We start from the raw sequence: 19,051 nt of genomic DNA, 5'->3' as shown, positions 1-19,051 counted from the left end.
GCCTAGAACCCGGGGATGAGGCTGACGACGAGGTCGATCAGCTTGATGCCGATGAAGGGGGCGATGATGCCGCCGAGGCCGTAGATCAGCAGGTTGCGGCTGAGGATCGCGGACGCGCCACCGGCCTTGTACTTCACACCGCGGAGCGCGAGCGGGATCAGGATCACGATGATGATCGCGTTGAAGATGATCGCCGACAGGATCGCCGAGGCGGGGGAGCTCAGCTGCATGATGTTCAGCACCGCGAGCCCCGGGAAGACGCCCGCGAACATCGCCGGGATGATCGCGAAGTACTTCGCGACGTCGTTGGCGATCGAGAACGTGGTGAGCGCCCCGCGGGTGATGAGCAACTGCTTGCCGATGCGCACGATCTCGATGAGCTTCGTCGGGTCGCTGTCGAGGTCGACCATGTTGCCGGCCTCCTTCGCGGCCGACGTGCCCGTGTTCATCGCGACGCCGACGTCGGCCTGCGCGAGCGCCGGGGCGTCGTTCGTGCCGTCACCGGTCATGGCGACGAGGTTGCCGCCTGCCTGCTCGCGCTTGATGAGCGCCATCTTGTCTTCCGGGGTGGCCTCGGCGAGGTAGTCGTCGACGCCCGCCTCGGCCGCGATGGCCTTCGCGGTGAGCGGGTTGTCGCCCGTGATCATGACCGTTCGGATGCCCATGGCGCGGAGCTCGGCGAAGCGCTCGGTGAGGCCGTCCTTCACGACGTCCTTCAGGTGCACGACGCCGAGCAGGCGTGCCTCGCCGTTCAGGTCCTTCGCGGCGACGACGAGCGGGGTGCCGCCGCTGTTCGAGATCGTCTCGACGCGCTGCTCGAGCTCGTCGAGCGTCGACGAGGCGATGCGGCCGGATGCCTCGACCCACGCGATGACCGCGGACCCGGCGCCCTTGCGGATGCTGGAGCCGTCGGGCAGGTCGAGTCCGGACATGCGGGTCTGCGCCGTGAACGGCACGACCTCGCCGGCGGGCGCGGTGTCGAAGCGGATGCCGCGTTCCGCCGCCAGGTCGACGATCGACGATCCCTCGGGAGTGGGGTCGGCGAGCGACGAGAGGGCCGCGGCCCGCTCGAGCTCAGAGACGTCGACGCCCGGCATCGGCACGAACTCGCTCGCACGGCGGTTGCCGTACGTGATGGTGCCGGTCTTGTCGAGCAGCAGCGTCGTCACGTCGCCGGCCGCCTCGACCGCACGGCCCGACATCGCGAGCACGTTGCGCTGCACGAGGCGGTCCATGCCGGCGATGCCGATGGCCGAGAGCAGGGCGCCGATCGTCGTCGGGATGAGGCAGACGAGGAGCGCGATGAGCACCGGGATGGAGACCGGCGCCGCCGCGTAGGAGGCGATCGGGTTCAGTGTGAGCGTGACGATCACGAAGATGATCGACAGGCTCGCGAGCAGGATGTTGAGCGCGATCTCGTTCGGCGTCTTCTGGCGCGAGGCGCCCTCGACGAGCGCGATCATGCGGTCGACGAAGGTCTCGCCGGGCTTCGAGGTGATGCGCACCACGATGCGGTCGGAGAGCACGCGGGTGCCGCCGGTGACCGCCGAGCGGTCGCCGCCGGACTCGCGTACGACCGGGGCGGACTCGCCCGTGATCGCCGACTCGTCGACCGAGGCGATGCCGTGGATGATGTCGCCGTCGCCCGGGATCGACTCGCCCGCCGTCACGACGACGACGTCGCCGAGCCGGAGGTCGCCCGAAGGGACCTCGGCGATCGCGGTGCGCTCGGCCGCGGCATCCGCGACCTCGTCGTACGCCGTGACGCGGCGGGCGATCGTCGACGTGCGGGTCTGCCGCAGGGTGTCGGCCTGCGCCTTGCCGCGGCCCTCGGCCACCGACTCCGCGAGGTTCGCGAAGAGCACGGTGAGCCAGAGCCAGACGGCGATCGCCCAGGTGAAGGAGAGCGGCACGGCCGTGCCGCCCGACGACTCGGGGCCGCCGAGGAACGGCTCGGCGATCGCGAGCACGGTCGTGAGCGCGGCGCCGACCTCGACGAGGAACATGACGGGGTTGTGCCACATCTGCCTCGGGTCGAGCTTGCGGAACGCGCCGGGCAGCGCCTGCACGATCTGCGCCGGTCCGAATGCGCCGGCGGGGCGTTTCGACGGGGAGCCCATCTGACGGGGGGTGTGCTCCGCCGGCTCGGGCCCTTCGACAGGCTCGGGGAGCGAAGTGATGGTGGTGGACATGGATCAGTTCAGCCCTTCAGCCAGGGGACCCAGCGTGAGAACGGGGAAGTAGGTGAGCGCGGTCACGATGACCGTGACGCCCACGAGGAGGCCGACGAACTGCGGCCGGTTGGTGGGCAGGGTGCCTGCGGTCGCGGGCACCTTGTCCTGTGCGGCGAGGCTGCCGGCGAGGGCCAGCACGAGCACGATCGGGATGAATCGGCCGAGCAGCATCGCGACGCCGAGCGCCGTGTTGAACCATGGCGTGTTCGCGGTGAGGCCCGCGAACGCCGAGCCGTTGTTGTTCGACGCGCTCGTGAAGGCGTAGAGCACCTCGCTCATGCCGTGGATGCCGGGGTTCCAGATCGAGACCGACTCGACGTCCTCGCGGATGCCGGGGATCGCGAAGCTGAGGGCGGTGCCCACGAGTACGAGCGTCGGCGTGACGAGGATGTAGAGGCTCGCGAGCTTGATCTCGCGCGGGCCGATCTTCTTGCCGAGGTACTCGGGCGTGCGGCCGACGAGGAGGCCGGCGATGAACACCGCGATGATCGCGAGCACGAGCATGCCGTAGAGGCCCGAGCCGACGCCGCCGGGGGCGACCTCGCCGAGCATCATGTTCAGCATCGGCATCATGCCGCCGAGGGCGGTGAACGAGTCGTGCATCGAGTTGACTGCACCGGTCGAGGTGAGCGTCGACGTGGTACCGAAGAGCGTCGAGCCGAAGATGCCGAAGCGCGCCTCCTTGCCCTCGAGCGCGCCGCCGGCGAGCTCGGGAGCGGTGCCGTTGCCCCCCGGCTCGAGCGCGCTGAGCGCCGTGAGCGAGACGATGTAGAGCGTCGCCATGACCGCGAGGATCGCGTAGCCCTGCTTGTTCGAGCCGACCATCCTGCCGAAGGTGCGCGGCAGCGCGAACGGGATCGCGAGCATGAGCACGTTCTGGAAGAGGCTCGTCCAGGCGGTCGGGTTCTCGAACGGGTGGGCGGAGTTCGCGTTGAAGAACCCGCCGCCGTTCGTGCCGAGCAGCTTGATGACCTCCTGGGAGGCGACCGGGCCGCCGGGCAGGTTCTGCGTGTTGCCGGCGAGCGTCGTCACCTCGGTGAAGCCGTTGAAGTTCTGCACGACGCCGCCGATGAGCAGCACGATCGCGCCGATGACCGAGAGCGGCAGCAGCAGGCGGAACGCGCCGCGGAACAGGTCGACCCAGAAGTTGCCGATCGTTCCCGAGTTCCGACGAGCGAAGCCGCGAACGAGCGCGACAGCGACGGCGATGCCGACGGCCGCCGAAACGAAGTTCTGCACGGCGAGACCGGCGAGCTGCACGGTGTAGCCCATCGTGAGCTCGGGGGAGTACGACTGCCAGTTCGTGTTCGCGACGAAGGACGCCGCGGTGTTGAACGACAGTCCCTCGGGCACGGCAGGGAGGCCGAGCGAGTAGGGGAGCACGGCCTGGGCGCGCTGCAGCACGTAGACGAACAGCAGCCCGACGACCGAGAACGCGAGCACGCCGCGGAGGTAGGCCGGCCACGACTGCTCGGAGCGCGGGTCGACGCCGATGAGGCGGTAGAGGCCGCGTTCGAACCTCCAGTCACGATCGCTCGTGTACAGGCGAGCCATGTAGTCGCCGAGCGGGCGGTAGAGGAGGGCGAGGATCAGGGCGAGGGTGGCCGCCTGCATGACGGCGAAGAGGCCCTCCATCAGAACCGCTCAGGTTTGACGAGGGCGTACACGAGGTACACCACAGCGGCGACACCCAACGCGGCAGCGAGGAGTTCGAAGAAGATCACAGCTTCTCGACCCCCCTGGCGATGAGGCCGACGAGTACGAACACGGCGATGATGCCGAGAATGTAGACGACGTCGAGCACGAAGACTCCAGATTCACAAGGCCGCGAGCCGTGGGCACGGCAGGCGGGCAGCGGGTCAGCTGCATATGAGATGCAACACCCGAGCGGATGCCTCGCCGCCGATCCTCACGGACCCCTAACGCGTCCTCGGACGATCCGAATGCGCCGCTCACGATGACGACGGCACTCCGCAAGGATCCCGTCAGCGAACCCGACCCGTCCCGTTCGGGATCCGTTGATGAGCGCGTTCATCGGGCATTCGGCGCTTACACCTGAACCATGACGACGGTTCTCGCGTATTCGACCAGCACTCCTCTGCCCACGACGACCGGCCGGCCCGCCGGGCTGGAGCACTGGCCCCGGCACACCACCGCGACCGTCGACGACATCGTCGTCTCGGGGGTCTCGATGCTGCGTCTCGTCGAGCTGTGCGGCACGCCCTGCGTGCACACGGCGACGGCCGGGGCGACGGGGGAGAGCGGGCCGGAGCGGTCGATCGACATCTCGGTCGTCGTCGTGCGGGTCACGAACGTGCGAGGGCGCGGCGCGGAACGGGTCGTCGAGGTCGACGGGCGCCTCGACGGTTGCGACGCCTGCTGGGTCGAGCTCCAGATGATCGGCCGCGCCAGCACGGCTCCCGCCATCGCCGTGGGCCTGTCGACGCCGTCGGAACCAGGCGCCGGCAACCAGGTGTCGCTCCCGGCGGACATCGCCGTCGGCGACCTCATCGCGGCGCCGTGCGGCCACGTCAGCGCATTGCGAGACATTCGCAGAGGCTGACGCTTGGCACACGACGGGCGGATGCCGACGCCTCGGCGTGCGGCATCCGCCCGTTCACGATGGGGTCAGCGACCGCAGTGCCCCAGGGGGAACTCGTCGCGATCGTGGTCGATTCGGTCGTCGGACAGCCGCGAACGATGGCGGCTCGACGGTCGGATGTCACGGAGCGACGTGGCGCCGCGACATGGCACGGCGATGAGGTCGCCGGGGTGCAGGTCGATCGGCAGGGCCGCCACCGGCGCCTCGGCGGCGGTCGTGATCGACGGCCGGAGCTGGACGGGCAGCGTTGCCTCGATGCTCGGGCGGCCGATGATTCGAGCCTCGGAGAGCAGGGGCGAGCAACGGTCGAGATCGGCGTCGACCCAGGCGCCGAGCGAATCATCGGGAAGCGTCTCGACCGCGAGCACCCGCGTGACGACGACCGAGGCGAACTGCGAGGGAGACGGCGCGCCCCCCGTGCCGGGTACGACGGCGGCGGCATTTCGCACGCACGGAGTGCCGTGGCTCGCGGCGACGCCGAGGAGCGAGATCGTGCTGATGCGCACGTCTCCCGCTTCCATCACCGTGGCCTCGGGCCAGGCATCGCGTGACCACGGACCGGTGTAGCGGTGGCGCAGCCACGTGACGGTGTGCAGGATACTCATCGATGGAACCTCCTCAGGGTGGTTCCTCCGGTCTACGCCCGGCCGACGGTGCGCCGCAGGGGCACTCACGGGACCCGAACGGCCCCGACCTGTTCACCGACGGGTTCCTCACGCGTGCGGTCTCGCCGCCCGCGCCACGATACGTTTGGCTCATGAACGCGGCGGACACCATCTCGGTCATCACCGAGGTGATCGGATGGTTCGCGCTCGCCGCGGGGCTCACGTGCCTGCTGCTCGCGCTGCTGATCCGAGTGGCCGACGGTCGCTGGCTGCGCACCGAAGCCGTGGTCATCGACGGCGACGGCGGCAGCATCGTGCGGTGGTTCACCGACGACGGCTTCCAGTCGCGTGCGCTCAGCCCCGACGAGCGCGCGCACGTCACCAATCCCGACGAGGAGCCCGCGTTCTACAAGGAGCGTGAGCCGTACCGACTGCGACTCCACGAACCGCCGACGGGCCGCCGGGTGATCCGCATCCTCGGCCTCGTGTTCATCGGCATCGCCGTGGCCTCGGCCGTCGTCGGCATCGTGCTGATGTTCGTCGGCTGAGCTTCGTCGCCTGCCGGTCGCTACTCGAGCGCCGCGAAGCGCTCGATGTCGCCCTCGGTGCCCGAGACGATGATGAGGTCGTGGTTGGAGACCACCGTCTGCTCGGTCGCGTAGGTGAACGGCTTGCCGGGGCTCTTCACGCCGACGACCGTGACACGGTACTTCGACCGCACGCCCGACTCGGTGAGGTTCTTGCCGCGGATCGGCTTCGGCGGGTACATCTTCACGAGGGCGAAGTCGTCGTCGAACTCGATGAAGTCGAGCATGCGACCGCTCACGAGGTGCGCGGTGCGCTCGCCCGCCTCGCGCTCGGGGTAGATGACGTGGTTCGCGCCGATGCGCTGCAGGATCTTGCCGTGCGAGGCCGAGATCGCCTTCGCCCAGATCTGCGGGATCTTCAGGTCGACGAGGTTCGCCGTGATGAGCACGGATGCCTCGATCGACGACCCCACCGCACACACCGCGATCGAGAAGTCCTGCGCACCGATCTGCTTGAGCGCGTCGATCGACTTCGCATCGGCGACGACGGCGTGGGTGACCCGCTCCGACCACTTCTGCACGAGCGTCTCGCTCTCGTCGACGGCGAGCACCTCGCGGCCGAGCCGGTCGAGCTGACCCGCGGTCGCGGCTCCGAAGCGGCCGAGGCCGATCACGAGCACCGGGGCGTCGTGCCTGATTCGATCAACCAACGATGGGCCTCTCTTCCGGACGTTTGAACAACTGCCGGCGCTGGCTCGCCGCCAGGGCTGCGGCGAGTGTCACTGTACCAACCCGCCCCATGAACATCGTGAGGGCCATGACGTAGACGCCCTCGGGCGGGAGTTCGGCGGTGAGGCCCGTCGAGAGGCCGCACGTGGCGAACGCCGAGATCACGTCGAAGAGCACGTAGTCGAACGGCTGCTTCGTGATCTGCAGGATGGCGATCGAGGAGACGGCGACGATCGTCGCGCCCCAGAGCACCACGCTGACCGACAGGCGCAGCATGTCGCGCGGGATGCGCCGGCCGAACGCCTCCATCGAGGGCGCACCGCGGGCTTCGGCGAACGCGGCGAGGAAGAGCACGGCGAGGGTCGTGACCTTGATGCCGCCGGCGGTCGACGCCGAGCCGCCGCCGATGAACATGAGCATGTCGGAGACGAGCAGGCTCGAGCCGTTGAGGTCGTGCATGTTGATCGTCGAGAACCCGCCCGACCTCGTCATCATCGACATGAAGAACGATTGGAAGACCGTGGGCCCGGCGTCGAGCTGCCCGTAGGTCTTCGGGTTGCCGTACTCGAGCAGCAGGAACATCGCGGCGCCGGCGACGAAGAGGATCGAGGTCGTGGCGAGTGTGAGCTTCACGTGCACGCTCCAGCGGCGCGGCTGCCGCCAGGCCCGCGCCAACGCGAAGATCACGGGGAAGCCGAGGCTGCCGAGGAACACGCCGAGCATGAGCAGCGACTGGAACCAGTAGTCGCCGACGAGCGGCTCGAGTCCGCCCGGATTCGGACTGAACCCCGTGTTCGTGAACGCCATCGCCGAGTAGTAGAAGCTGTACCAGAACGAGTGCCACGCGTCGTAGCCCGCGGCGAGCATGCTCGGGATCATGCCGATCGCGATCGTCACCTCGATGACGAGGGCGCTGATCGCGACGGTCGCGAGCAGCCCGCCGACCTCGCCGAGCCGCACCGCCTGGCGTTCGGAGACCGGGCCGACGTGGATGCGCGACGGGTTCGAGTCGCTCGCGGCGATGAGCTTGGCCCGCAGGCCGAGCCGACGGGAGATCACGAGGCCGAGGATCGACGCGAGCGTCAGCACGCCGACGCCGCCGATGTTCACGCCGATGAAGACGAGCACGTTGCCGAACGGCGACCAGTGCGTCGCCATGTCGACCGTCGCGAGGCCGGTGACGCAGATGACCGAGACCGCGGTGAACACCGCGTCGTGCAGCGGCGTGATCTGCCGGTCGGCGCTCGCGATGGGCAACGAGAACAGCACCGTGAAGAGCACGATGAGGGCCGCGAAGATGAGGATCGCGAATCGCGACGGCGAGTGCTTCATGAGCATGTCGACCGCGTCGCGAAGCTTGCCGAGCCACGACCGGCGGTCGACTCGGCCGAGTCGACCCATCGGCTGTGCGCGCATCGAGCCCCCTCCGCCGTCACCGAACGCGTGAGTCATGGTACTCCCCACGCGGAGTGACTAACCTTGGGGCATGGCGGACATCTTCGACGTGGTGGCGGACTCGACGCGGCGCGACATCCTCGCCGTGCTCCTCGAGCGCGAGGCGGACGTGCCGTCGTCGGGCGGCGAGATCAGCGTCTCCGAGATCGTGAGCGCGCTCGGCGCGAGTCAGCCGACGGTCTCCAAGCACCTGAAGGTGCTGCGCGAGTCGGGCCTCGTCGCCGTGCGCGAAGAGGGACAGCACCGCTACTACAAGCTCGACCGCACGCCGCTCGAGACGCTCGAGGACTGGCTGATTCCATTCGTCTCGACGGATGCCGCGGCCGACGCCGCCACGCTCGCGAGCGCCGGCGCCCGTGAAGAGGTCGCCCTGAACGAGGAGCAGTTCGCCTTCGCCGCGGCGATCGGCAAGGCGTTCGCCGAGACCGCGCACCAGGTCACCGCCGTCGTCGCACCCAAGAAGCGCCGCTGAGCGGACTCGCTCCTCACCCCACGAGGGCGAGCACGAACGCGAGGCACGCCGCAGTGGAGGCGACCGTGCGCACGTGGTTCCACGCGAGCCAGCCCGGACGGAACGCCTGCCAGGCGGCGGCGAGCGCCGGGGCATCCGTGTCGGCGGGAGCTGCCAGGCGGTTGTTGCGCGGCACGTTCGCGCCGCCCGTCACGCCCACCACGCCGACCAGGTAGAGCGCCGCGCCGCCGAGCGACCACCACGTCGCCCCCTCGGGTTCGCCGAGGAAGGCGAACACGGCGAGCACCACCACTACGAGCGCCGTGCCGAAGATCGCGAGCATGAGCGGTGCACGCACCGCGGTGACGTTGATCTCGCGCATCGCTCGTGCGGCTTCGGCGGCAGGCAGGCGCCCGATGCCCTGGGTGACGAAGCCCGAGAAGGCGAAGAAGACGCCGGCGACGAGGCCCGTGCCGAGGATCGCGACGACGAGCAGCAGTTCCACGAATGCGGTCATGCGCCCCAGTCTGCCGTGCGGGTTTCGACGAGCTCAACCAGCGGAGGAACTCAGTGCAGCGGCTTGATCATCTCGAGTTCGAGCCCGCCCGGTGCGAGCTCGTACTCGCGGCTCCGACCGGTGCGGGTGAAGCCGAGCTTCTCGTAGAAGCGGATCGCCCGCGGGTTGTGCTCGTGCACCTCGAGTCGCAGCGTGCCGCCGAACTCGCGCGCCCACTGCTCGACCGCGTCGAGCAGCAGGCGGGAGACGCCGGCGTCGTCACCGCGGTGCTCGGGTGCGACGTAGACGCCGACGAGCATCGGGCCCGACGTGGCATCCGGAATGTAGCCGCCCATGTGCCCGATCCAGCGTTCGCCGTCGATCGCGACGATCGAGGTCTGGCGGGGCGTCGTGCCGCGGGCGGCGCGGGCCCGCCAGGTCGCCTCGTCGGCGTCGAGGGCCGTGGCGAGCGTCTCGCCGTAGGCCAGCGGGGTGTCGCGCAGCATCTCGAGACGCAGTGCGCGCACGGCCTGCCAGTCGGCTTCCTCGGTGGTTCGGATCACGAGATCGGGGCGGGGCATCCCTCGACGCTAACCCATCGGGCGAAGGCTGCCGTTCGGATCCGGTAGACTACCCCGAGGCTTTCTAGCCTCCGGCCGCGGCACGCGCGTCCGACTCGATCTTTTCTGTGAGGTTCTGATGGGTTCCGTCATCAAGAAGCGCCGCAAGCGTATGGCGAAGAAGAAGCACCGCAAGCTGCTTCGCAAGACGCGCCACCAGCGTCGCAACAAGAAGTAGTCCTTCGAGACGACGGCTGAGCGTCAGGCCCTGCGGCCTGGCGCTTTTCGCTGTACCCGGATCTAGGCTGAAGAAGTGATTCGACGCGACATCCGCCTGACCCTCATCGGCAAGCCCGGCTGCCACCTCTGCGACGACGCACGGGAGGTCGTGCAGGCCGTGATGGCCGAGATCGAGGCGACGGATGCCCCGCCCCGCATCGTGCTCGACGAGCGCTCGATCCTCGACGACGACGAACTGCGCGCCCGCTACGCCGAGGAGATCCCCGTCGTGCTCATCGACGACGTCGTGCACAACTACTGGCGCATCGACCCGGTTCGGCTGAAGACGGCGCTGCTCGCCGGCTGACTCCCTGATCCGCGATCGTGTCGCGTTGTCACTCGACGCGCGCTGTGGCACGGTTGACGGGTAGCCGTCGGGGGTCGACGGCTTCTGAGCGGGAAGGGTGTGCGCCGGGGCATCCCGCCCTCGTCATCGCCCTCCCAGACCAGGGAGACCGACTGTGAGCACCAAGCCCGACGTCCAGCGTTCGACACTGCCGATTCCGGACCTGGCCTACACGGGCACCGTCACCTACGACGCAACGGACCCCGACACGCACTACCCGCCGATCGAGCGACTGCTGCCCCCTGAGGGCGCGCCAAACGTGCTCGTCGTGCTGATCGACGACACCGGTTTCGGCGCCTCGAGCGCCTTCGGCGGCCCGGTGCACACGCCGAACTTCGAGCGGGTCGCCGCCCAAGGTCTGAAGTACACGCGCTTCCACACGACCGCGCTCTGCTCGCCGACGCGCGCTGCACTGCTCTCGGGTCGCAACCACCACACCGTCGGCATGGGCGGCATCACCGAGATCGCCACGAGTGCGCCCGGCTACAGCTCGCTGCGCCCGAACAACTGCGCGCCGCTCGCCGAGACCCTGAAGCTCAACGGCTACAGCACCGCCCAGTTCGGCAAGTGCCACGAGGTGCCCGTCTGGCAGTCGAGCCCCGTCGGCCCGTTCGACCAGTGGCCGAGCCCCGGCGGCGGCTTCGAGTACTTCTACGGCTTCATCGGCGGCGAGACCAACCAGTGGTACCCCGCGATCTACGAGGGCACGACGCCGGTCGAGCCGTGGGGCACCCCTGAAGAGGGCTACCACTTCATGGCCGACATGACCCAGAAGGCCATCGACTGGACGAAGCAGCAGAAGGCGCTCGCCCCCGACAAGCCCTTCTTCACCTACTTCGCGCCCGGCGCGACCCACGCCCCGCACCACGTGCCCGCCGAATGGGCCGACAAGTACGCCGGCAAGTTCGACCAGGGCTGGGACGCCCTGCGTGAAGAGACCTTCGCGCGGCAGAAGGCGCTCGGCGTCGTCCCCGAGAACGCGGTGCTCACCGAGCGCAGCCCCGGCATCCCCGCGTGGGACGAGATGAACCCCGAGCTGCACCCCGTGCTCGCCCGCGAGATGGAGGTCTACGCCGGGTACCTCGAGTACGCCGACCACTACGTCGGCGAACTGCTCGACGCCCTCGAAGAACTCGACGTGCTCGACGACACGCTCGTCTACGTGATCATCGGCGACAACGGGGCATCCGCCGAGGGCACCATGAAGGGCACGACCAACGAGGCGTTCACGATCAACCACATGAACGAGCTCGAAGACGACGCCTACCTCATCGAGCACCAGGACGACCTCGGCACCCCCCGTTCGTACAACCACTACGCGATCGGCTGGGCGCACGCGATGGACACGCCCTACCAGTGGACCAAGCAGGTGGCGAGCCACTGGGGAGGCACCCGTAACGGCACGATCGTCTCGTGGCCGAAGGGCATCGCCGCTCGCGGCGAGATCCGCAACCAGTTCGCGCACGTCATCGACGTGGCGCCGACCGTGCTCGCGGCGGCCGGGATCCCCGAGCCCGCGACGGTGCACGGCGTCACGCAGCGCCCGTACGAGGGCACGCCGATGAACTCCTCGTTCGAGTCCGCCGACGCCGAGGAGGTGCACACGACCCAGTACTTCGAGATGCTCGGCAACCGCGCCATCTTCCACAAGGGGTGGACGGCCGTCGCCAAGCACAAGGACCCGTGGCTCGCGTCGAGCCACGGCCTCGACGACGACGTGTGGGAGCTCTACAACGTCGAGGAGGACTGGACCCAGTCCAACGACCTCGCCGCGAAGGAGCCCGCGAAGCTCGCGGAGCTGCAGCGACTCTTCCTGATCCAGGCCGCGCGCTTCAACGTGCTGCCCATGGACATCCGCTCGGCCGAGCGGTTCAACGAGGAGATCGCCGGGCGGCCCGCCCTCGTGAAGGGCACCTCGCAGACCCTGTACTCGGGCATGAAGCGCCTCAGCGAGAACTCGGTCGTCAACATCAAGAACAAGTCGTTCACGGTGACCGCGAAGGTGACGATCCCCGAGTCGGGCGGTACCGGCGTGATCATCGCGCAGGGCGGCTCCTACGGCGGGTGGAGCCTGTACCTGCACGAGGGAACGCTGCGCTTCGCGTACAACATCATGGGCATCGAGACCGACTACACGACCTCCGAGACGGTGCTCGAGCCAGGTGCTCACGAGCTCCGCGTGCACTTCGCGTACGACGGCGGGGGCCTCGGCAAGGGCGGCGCAGTGACGCTCTTCGACGGCGAGGCGAAGCTCGGCGAGGGCCGGGTGAGCCGCACACTGCCGTTCTTCTTCTCGATGGACGAGACGGTCGACGTCGGCGCGGATGTCGCGTCGCCGGTGTCGGCAGACTACGAGGCGACCGGCAACGCATTCTCGGGCAAGATCTCGTGGGTGCGCATCGATGTCGGCGACGACAACCACGACCACCTCATCGACCCCGCCCACCAGATGCAGATCGCGATGACCCGGCAATGAGCGCGAACGACACCGTGCGGGCGCTGCCGTCGTGGACGGACGGTGCGACCCGTGACGCGATCATCGACTTCGTGGCATCGGTCACCGACGGCCCCGGCGCTGTGCCGGTCGAGGAACGCGTCGCGGTCTTCGACAACGACGGCACGCTCTGGACCGAGAAGCCCATGCCCACGCAGCTGCACTTCATCGTGCAGCAGTGGGCCGCGGCAGCCGCGGCCGACCCGTCGCTCGCCGAGCAGCAGCCCTACAAGGCGGCCGTCACCGGCGACCTCGCGTGGCTCGGGGGAGCGGTCGACAAGCACTACGCGGGCGACGACTCCGATGTGAAGGTCATGATCGGCGCGATCCTCGGGTCGACCGCCGATCTGGGCGTCGAACAGTACGCCGCGATGGTCGCCGACTTCTACCGTGACGCCCGGCACCTGACCCTGCACCGGCCGTACGCCGAGGTGGTCTACCAGCCGATGGTGGAGCTGCTGCGGTACCTCGAGGCCAACGGCTTCACGAACTACATCGTGTCGGGCGGCGACCGCGACTTCATGCGGCCGATGACGGCGGACTACTACGGCATCCCGCCGGAGCGGGTCATCGGGTCGGCGCTCGGGCTCGGGTACGACGAGACGTCGAACCAGGTGCACTACCACGCGACATTCGACTTCATGGATGACGGTCCGGTGAAGCCGGTGCGCATCTGGACGCGCATCGGGCGCCGCCCGATCTTCGCCGCCGGCAACTCCAACGGCGACATCCAGATGCTCCGGTACACGCAGGGCAGTGCGCAGCACCTCACTCTGCTCGTGCACCACGACGACGACACCGGTCGCGGCGACACCCCCTACGACAAGGGGGCGGAGCAGGCGCTCGCCGCGGCATCCGAGCACGACTTCACGGTCGTGAGCGTCGCGCGCGACTGGGCGAGCGTCTTCCCCGACCCGGCAGCGTAGGCGAGCGGATGTCGCAGACCCCCGTTGCAGCGCGGCGGCGACCGCTGCTGTTACCGACCCTTCGCGGCTACCAGCGCGGATGGCTCGGGGCCGACCTGCTCGCGGGGTTGTCGGCCGGGGCGGTCGTCATCCCGCAGGCGATGGCGTACGCGACGATCGCGAACCTGCCGGTGCAGGTCGGCCTCTACACGTGCATGGTGCCGATGCTCGTCTACGCCATGCTCGGCGGCTCGCGGGCGATGAGCGTGTCGACGACGTCGACGATCGCGACGCTGACCGCGACGACGCTCGTCTCGGCGGGCGTCGCCGCGGGTTCCGACGACCCCGTGCCCGACCTCATGGCGCTCACGCTCATGGTCGGGGTGCTCCTGCTCGTCTGCCGGCTGCTGCGGCTCGGCTCCCTCGTCGAGAACATCTCGAAGGCGACGATCGTCGGCATCCAGGTCGGCGTCGGCGCGACCGTCGCGGTCGGCCAGTTGCCGAAGCTGCTCGGCGAGACGTCGAACTTCTCGGGCCATGGATTCATCCGCTCGCTCGTGGCCGTCGTCGAGGCCGTGCCCGGCGCGAATCCCGTGACGATCGCCCTGTCGGCCGGGTCGATCGTCGTGCTCTTCCTGCTGAAGCGCTTCGCCCCGCGGGTGCCCGGGCCGCTGCTCGTGGTCGCTGCGGGCATCCTGCTCGTGGCGTTCGCCGGCCTCGAGGGGGCGGGCGTCGAGCTCATCCCGCCGGTGCCGCAGGGCTTCCCGCCGCCGTCGCTGCCCTCGTTCGCGCACGTGCCCGAGCTCATCCCGGGTGCGCTCGCGATCGCCGTGATGGCGTTCCTCGAGTCCGCTGCGGTGGCGCGGGGCATCCGCAAGCCGGGCGAACCGCAGATCGACAGCGACCAGGAGCTCTTCGCGACCGGTGCCGCGAACACCGTCGGCTCGTTCTTCCAGGTGCTGCCCGCCGCCGGCGGCTTCTCGCAGAGCGCGGTGAACCAGGGTGCGGGTGCGCGCACGCAGCTCGCGACGATCGTGACGGTCGTGCTCGCGGTGCTCGTGGCGCTGTTCCTCGGGCCGGTGCTGAGCCTGCTGCCGCAGGCGACGCTCGCCGCGCTCGTCTTCGTCGCGGTGATCAGCCTCATCGACGTCGGCTCGCTCGTGCGGTTCTGGCGCATCAGCCGGAACGACTTCTGGATCGCCGCCGCCACCGCGTTCGTGGGGCTCACCGCGGGCCTGCTGCTCGCGGTCGTCGTCGGCATCCTCGCCACGTTCGTCGTCGTGCTGCGCGAGCTCAACCGACTGCGCATCGACGTGGCCGAACCGGTCGACGGCGTGCTGCCGGTGCGGCTCATGGGGCCGCTCTATACGGCGAACGTGGTCGCCAACGAGAACGCGGTGCTCGCCGCCGCGGCCGCCGCCGATGATGCCCCTGCCGATGGCGCGGGCATCCGGGCGGTCGCCCTCGAGCTCACCCGGCTCTCGGCGACCTCCATCACGGTGCTCGACACGCTCGCCGACCTCGATCGCGAGCTCGCTGCGACCGGCGTCGAGCTGCGACTGGCCGCGGTGCCCGAGCCGGGGGCGGTGATCGCACGTCGCACCAGCTGGTTCGCCGGGCTCGAGGCAGCCGGGCGGGTCTACCCGACCCTCGAGGCCGCGATCGCCGGGAACGCGCCGGTCGGGTAGCAGCCGGCTCAGGCGTCCTGCGCGCAGCGGAACCCGATGTGCGTCGTCGCCGAGTCGTCGGCCTGGGGCGAGCGGGCCGCCGGCCGGTAGCGCAGGCAGTAGTCGGGGGAGCACAGGTGCGAGCCGCCCTTCAGCACTCGGCGCGGGATGCGCGAGCCGGGCTCGGCGGAGGCCGCGGCGAGCAGATTCGGGCGCCGTTCGGCGTCGACCGCCTCGAGGCCAGGCGGGTTGTGGCGGGCGGTGTAGAAGTCGGTCGTCCACTCCCAGATGTTGCCGGTCACGTCGTAGAGCCCGTAGCCGTTCGCCGGGAACGCCATCACGGGCGAGGTGCCCGCCCAGCCCTCGGCGCCGGTGTTGCGGTAGGGGAACGAACCCTGCCAGCGGTTGACCATCAGCCGGCCGTCGGGGAACTCCTCGTCGCCCCATGCGAAGCGCGCGCCGTCGAGCCCGCCGCGTGCGGCGAACTCGAACTCGGCCTCGGTCGGTAGGCGCTTGCCTGCCCAGGCGGCGTAGGCCGAGGCATCCTCGAAGCTCACCTGCACGACCGGGTGGGTCGGGCGGTCGATGAGCGCGTCGACCGCACCGAACTGAGCCTGCCGAAGGGATGCCTCGGGGCCGAACGGATGCCGCCAGCTCGCGCCGGCACCCCAGCGCCACCACTGCCGCCACTCGCGCAGGTCGACGGGGCCCGAGGTGGGCGTGAACACGAGCCCGCCGGGCACGAGGTCGGCGGGGTCGACGCCGGGGAAGTCAGCCGGGTCGAGCGGGCGTTCGGCCACGGTGACGTAGCCGGTCGCCTCGACGAACGCGGCGAACTGCTCGTTCGTGACGGGGTGCACGTCGAGCTCGAACGAGCCCACCGCGCGCTCGTGCACGGGCGTCTCGTCGGCGTAGAACTCCTCGGAGCCCATGCGGAAGGTGCCGCCCTCGATGCGCGTCATGGGCGTGGGCTCGGTCATGCTCCGAGCCTACGACGCGTTCGTGCCAGCCAGCCTCGCGCCGGGCGCGAGCGGCGGCGGGCGACTACGGCTGCAGGCGCGTCGGGCCGCGGAAGAGGTACGTCGTCTCGCGGATCGAGTGCTCCTCGAGCATGAGCATCAGCACGCGCGCGAGGCCCATGCCGAATCCGCCGTGCGGCGGCACGCCGTAGCGGAAGAAGTCGAGGTAGAACTCGAGCTCCTCCGGGTCCATGCCCTTGTCGCGAGCCTGCTCGACGAGCACGTCGATGCGGTGCTCGCGCTGCGCGCCCGTCGAGATCTCGACGCCGTTGTAGATGAGGTCGTAGGAGTTCGTGAGGCTCGGGTCGCCCTCGTGCCGCATGTGGTAGAACGGCCGGATGCTCGCCGCGTAGTCGGTGAGGAAGACGAAGTCGTGACCGAACGCCTCCTTGACGTACGCCGAGATCTGGCGCTCGCCCTCGGGGTCCATGTCGTCGTCGGTGCGGGGGATGACGTAGCCGCGGTCGGCGACGATCTGCTTCGCCTCGGCGAGCGGGATGCGCGGGAACGGACGCGACGGCACCGTGAGCTCGATGCCGAAGAGCTCGGCGATCTCGGCGCCGTGCTTGTCGACGACGGCCTGGAAGCCCGCGACGATGAGCTCCTCGTGCAGGGCCATGACGTCTTCGTGCGAGTCGATCCAGCTGATCTCGGTGTCGACCGAGGTGAACTCGGTCGCATGGCGCGACGTGAACGAGGGGTCGGCGCGGAACGCGGGCCCGACCTCGAAGACACCGCCGAAGCCGGCTGCCTGCGCCATCTGCTTGAAGAACTGGGGGCTCTGCGCGAGGTACGCCTTGCCCTCGAAGTACTCGACCTCGAAGAGCTCGGCGCGCGACTCCGACGCCGAGGCCATGAGCTTCGGGGTCTGGATCTCGATGAGGCCCTTCTCGACCCACACGCCGCGGAGCGCGTGGAGGAAGGTCGTCTGGATGCGGAAGATGAGGGCCTGCTTGGGGTGTCGCAGGTCGAGGAAGCGCCAGTCCATGCGCTTGTCGAGGCTCGAGTCGGCCGCGATCGGCGTCTCGGGGTTGGCGGCGGTGACGACCTCGAGCGAGGCGATCTTCACCTCGAGGCCGCCGAGCTTGACGCGCTCGTCGTGCTTCAGCTCACCGGTCACGGTGATGAAGGAGCCGTGCGCGAGCGCCGAGATGGCCTCGGTCGTCGCCAGGCGAGCGGATGCCTCGGCGTCGGCCCCCTCTTCGATCTCGCGGGTCGCGGGGTTCACGAGCTGCACGGCACCCGACTCGTCGCGAAGGATGACGAACTGCACCTTCTTCTGATCGCGCACGGTCTCGACCCATCCGGACACGGTGACGGGGCCGTCGGGGAGGGCGGCGAGGTTCTTGACGAGGGTGCGGGTACTCACGATCGACCATCCTACCCGTGGGGCTTTGGACGCACGGCGGATTCAAAGGAACGCGCTCTCTAGACTGGAAGCCGTGCCGGCCGAACAGATCCATCTCGTGCGCCATGGCGAGGTGTTCAACCCCCAGGGTGTGCTCTACGGACGACTCTCGGGATTCGGCCTCTCCGACCTCGGTCGCGCGATGGCGCAGGCCGCCGCCGACGACCTCGTCGCCCGTGACCGCGCGGTCGGCGCACTCGTCTCCTCGCCGCTGCAGCGCACGCAGCAGTCGGCCGAGCCGATCGCCGCGGCATTCGGCCTCGAGCCGACGCTCGACGATCGCGTGATCGAGCCAGAGAACCGCTTCGAGGGCAAGCGCATGCGCGGCCCCGACGGCGCGCTCCGCGACGTCCGCAACTGGCCGTTGCTCGTGAACCCGTGGGAACCGAGCTGGGGCGAGCCGTTCCGCTCGATCGCCGACCGCATGCTCGCCGCCATCGGCGACGCCTGGCAGTCGGTCGACGGCGGCGACGTCGTGATCGTCAGCCACCAGCTGCCGATCTGGATGGTGCACCGGCGTCTCGCCGGCGTCTCCCTCGCGCACGATCCCCGGCGCCGTCGCTGCGCCCTCTCGAGCATCACGACGCTCGAGCGACGCGGCGACCGATTCGTCGAGGTCGGCTACACCGATCCCGCGGCGGGCCTCGCCGCCCAAGCCACAGATGTCGGAGCAGTGTGATGCGCAGTCGTTGGTCGTTGACGGCGGTCGTCGTGGCATCCGCCCTGCTGCTGACCGGGTGCACGAGCGATCCGCTCGCCGACCAGTTCCGCGAGGGCAGCGGCAAGAACTACATCGCCGGTGACGGCACGATCACGGTCTACGACGCCGCCGATCGCGGCGATCCCATCGAGTTCGACGGCGAGACCGTCGAGGGCGGGCAGTACGACTCCGCGGATGACGCGGGCAAGGTGCAGGTCGTCAACTTCTGGTACGCGGGCTGTGCGCCATGCCGTGCCGAGGCGCCCATCCTGCAGGAGGTGCACGAATCGGTCGACGCCGACGAGGTGAGCTTCGTCGGCGTGAACGTGCGCGACCAGGCGGGCACCGCCGCGCCGTTCGAGAAGGACTACGGCATCACCTACCCCTCGGTGCTCGACGTCGAGACCGGCGTGGCGCAGCTCGCCTTCGCGGGCAGGGTGCCGCCCGCCGCCGTGCCGACGACGATCGTGCTCGACCGGAGCGGCAGGGTCGCCGCCCGCGTGCTCGGCCAGCTCGAGGACGCCTCGATCCTGCAGACGATCGTCGACGACCTCCTCGCCGAGCAGGCCTAGCG

At 69.5% G+C, this 19,051-nt stretch carries 20 protein-coding genes; 10 read left to right on the top strand and 10 right to left on the bottom strand.

Going from position 1 to position 19,051, the window contains the following annotated elements:
- Positions 1-2: 2 nt before the first annotated feature.
- From kdpB to JOE59_RS13830, 3 genes are read right to left on the bottom strand one after another with little or no spacing between them, the layout of a single operon-like run.
- A complete protein-coding gene (kdpB, locus tag JOE59_RS13840) occupies positions 3-2,192 on the bottom strand; it encodes a potassium-transporting ATPase subunit KdpB (RefSeq protein ID WP_204461325.1) in 2,190 nt (729 codons plus the stop codon).
- 3 nt (positions 2,193-2,195) lie between these two features.
- Positions 2,196-3,869 (bottom strand): potassium-transporting ATPase subunit KdpA, encoded by a 1,674-nt coding sequence (kdpA, locus tag JOE59_RS13835; RefSeq protein ID WP_204461324.1) that lies wholly within the window; start codon positions 3,867-3,869, stop codon positions 2,196-2,198.
- Complete coding sequence (locus JOE59_RS13830; protein ID WP_022891167.1) at positions 3,869-3,958, bottom strand: potassium-transporting ATPase subunit F; 90 nt, start codon at positions 3,956-3,958, stop codon at positions 3,869-3,871. Before JOE59_RS13830 ends, kdpA begins: the two co-directional genes overlap by 1 nt.
- A gap of 338 nt (positions 3,959-4,296) precedes the next feature.
- Between JOE59_RS13830 and JOE59_RS13825 the strand changes: the two genes are divergently transcribed.
- Positions 4,297-4,797: a hypothetical protein gene (locus JOE59_RS13825; protein WP_204461319.1), complete on the top strand. Its 501-nt coding sequence runs from the start codon at positions 4,297-4,299 to the stop codon at positions 4,795-4,797.
- Positions 4,798-4,862: 65 nt separating this feature from the next.
- Here the strand turns inward: JOE59_RS13825 and JOE59_RS13820 are convergent, their stop codons facing one another.
- The gene (locus tag JOE59_RS13820) at positions 4,863-5,441 is read right to left on the bottom strand and encodes a hypothetical protein (protein ID WP_204461317.1); all 579 of its coding nucleotides are present in this window, start codon (positions 5,439-5,441) and stop codon (positions 4,863-4,865) included.
- 152 nt (positions 5,442-5,593) lie between these two features.
- Between JOE59_RS13820 and JOE59_RS13815 the strand changes: the two genes are divergently transcribed.
- Positions 5,594-5,989 (top strand): hypothetical protein, encoded by a 396-nt coding sequence (locus JOE59_RS13815; protein ID WP_204461315.1) that lies wholly within the window; start codon positions 5,594-5,596, stop codon positions 5,987-5,989.
- Positions 5,990-6,009: 20 nt separating this feature from the next.
- Here JOE59_RS13815 and JOE59_RS13810 read toward each other — a convergent pair whose 3' ends face one another.
- Together JOE59_RS13810 and JOE59_RS13805 are read right to left on the bottom strand one after the other, a co-directional pair.
- A complete protein-coding gene (locus JOE59_RS13810; protein WP_204461314.1) occupies positions 6,010-6,678 on the bottom strand; it encodes a potassium channel family protein in 669 nt (222 codons plus the stop codon).
- On the bottom strand, positions 6,671-8,113 hold the full coding sequence (locus tag JOE59_RS13805) for a TrkH family potassium uptake protein (RefSeq protein WP_374191127.1): 1,443 nt from the start codon (positions 8,111-8,113) through the stop codon (positions 6,671-6,673). The genes JOE59_RS13810 and JOE59_RS13805 overlap by 8 nt, the downstream gene beginning before the upstream one ends.
- Before the next feature lie 70 nt (positions 8,114-8,183).
- On the opposite strand from JOE59_RS13805, the gene JOE59_RS13800 reads away from it, so the two are divergent.
- On the top strand, positions 8,184-8,624 hold the full coding sequence (locus tag JOE59_RS13800) for an ArsR/SmtB family transcription factor (RefSeq protein ID WP_204461313.1): 441 nt from the start codon (positions 8,184-8,186) through the stop codon (positions 8,622-8,624).
- Positions 8,625-8,637: 13 nt separating this feature from the next.
- Here the strand turns inward: JOE59_RS13800 and JOE59_RS13795 are convergent, their stop codons facing one another.
- Positions 8,638-9,120, bottom strand: coding sequence for an anthrone oxygenase family protein (locus JOE59_RS13795; protein ID WP_204461310.1), 483 nt, complete (start codon positions 9,118-9,120; stop codon positions 8,638-8,640).
- Positions 9,121-9,170: 50 nt separating this feature from the next.
- A complete protein-coding gene (locus tag JOE59_RS13790; protein ID WP_204461308.1) occupies positions 9,171-9,680 on the bottom strand; it encodes a GNAT family N-acetyltransferase in 510 nt (169 codons plus the stop codon).
- Positions 9,681-9,798: 118 nt separating this feature from the next.
- Here JOE59_RS13790 and JOE59_RS13785 point away from each other — a divergent pair, with 118 nt between their 5' ends.
- The 5 genes from JOE59_RS13785 (at position 9,799) to JOE59_RS13765 (ending at position 15,371) form a co-directional block, all read left to right on the top strand.
- Entirely contained in the window at positions 9,799-9,897 is a 99-nt protein-coding gene (locus JOE59_RS13785) for a 30S ribosomal protein bS22 (RefSeq protein ID WP_003792170.1), read from the top strand.
- Between the two features lie 75 nt (positions 9,898-9,972).
- A complete protein-coding gene (locus JOE59_RS13780) occupies positions 9,973-10,245 on the top strand; it encodes a glutaredoxin family protein (protein WP_307837078.1) in 273 nt (90 codons plus the stop codon).
- Positions 10,246-10,399: 154 nt separating this feature from the next.
- Positions 10,400-12,760, top strand: a complete 2,361-nt coding sequence (locus JOE59_RS13775; RefSeq protein WP_204461307.1) for an arylsulfatase — start codon at positions 10,400-10,402, stop codon at positions 12,758-12,760.
- A complete protein-coding gene (locus JOE59_RS13770; protein WP_204461306.1) occupies positions 12,757-13,704 on the top strand; it encodes an HAD family hydrolase in 948 nt (315 codons plus the stop codon). The genes JOE59_RS13775 and JOE59_RS13770 overlap by 4 nt, the downstream gene beginning before the upstream one ends.
- Before the next feature lie 8 nt (positions 13,705-13,712).
- Positions 13,713-15,371, top strand: coding sequence for a SulP family inorganic anion transporter (locus JOE59_RS13765; RefSeq protein WP_204461305.1), 1,659 nt, complete (start codon positions 13,713-13,715; stop codon positions 15,369-15,371).
- A gap of 8 nt (positions 15,372-15,379) precedes the next feature.
- Here JOE59_RS13765 and JOE59_RS13760 read toward each other — a convergent pair whose 3' ends face one another.
- Positions 15,380-16,312, bottom strand: coding sequence for a formylglycine-generating enzyme family protein (locus JOE59_RS13760; protein WP_204463407.1), 933 nt, complete (start codon positions 16,310-16,312; stop codon positions 15,380-15,382).
- Between the two features lie 82 nt (positions 16,313-16,394).
- Entirely contained in the window at positions 16,395-17,738 is a 1,344-nt protein-coding gene (gene aspS / locus JOE59_RS13755) for an aspartate--tRNA(Asn) ligase (RefSeq protein ID WP_204461304.1), read from the bottom strand.
- A 73-nt stretch (positions 17,739-17,811) separates the two neighbouring features.
- Here aspS and JOE59_RS13750 point away from each other — a divergent pair, with 73 nt between their 5' ends.
- Positions 17,812-18,456: a histidine phosphatase family protein gene (locus JOE59_RS13750; protein WP_204461302.1), complete on the top strand. Its 645-nt coding sequence runs from the start codon at positions 17,812-17,814 to the stop codon at positions 18,454-18,456.
- Positions 18,456-19,049 (top strand): TlpA family protein disulfide reductase, encoded by a 594-nt coding sequence (locus JOE59_RS13745; RefSeq protein WP_204461301.1) that lies wholly within the window; start codon positions 18,456-18,458, stop codon positions 19,047-19,049. The genes JOE59_RS13750 and JOE59_RS13745 overlap by 1 nt, the downstream gene beginning before the upstream one ends.
- Positions 19,050-19,051: the final 2 nt, after the last annotated feature.

Origin of the sequence: Agromyces cerinus, from assembly GCF_016907835.1 — a bacterium.
In the GTDB taxonomy this organism is placed as follows: Bacteria; Actinomycetota; Actinomycetes; order Actinomycetales; family Microbacteriaceae; genus Agromyces; species Agromyces nitratus.
This window is presented reverse-complemented; position numbering and strand designations above follow the sequence as displayed.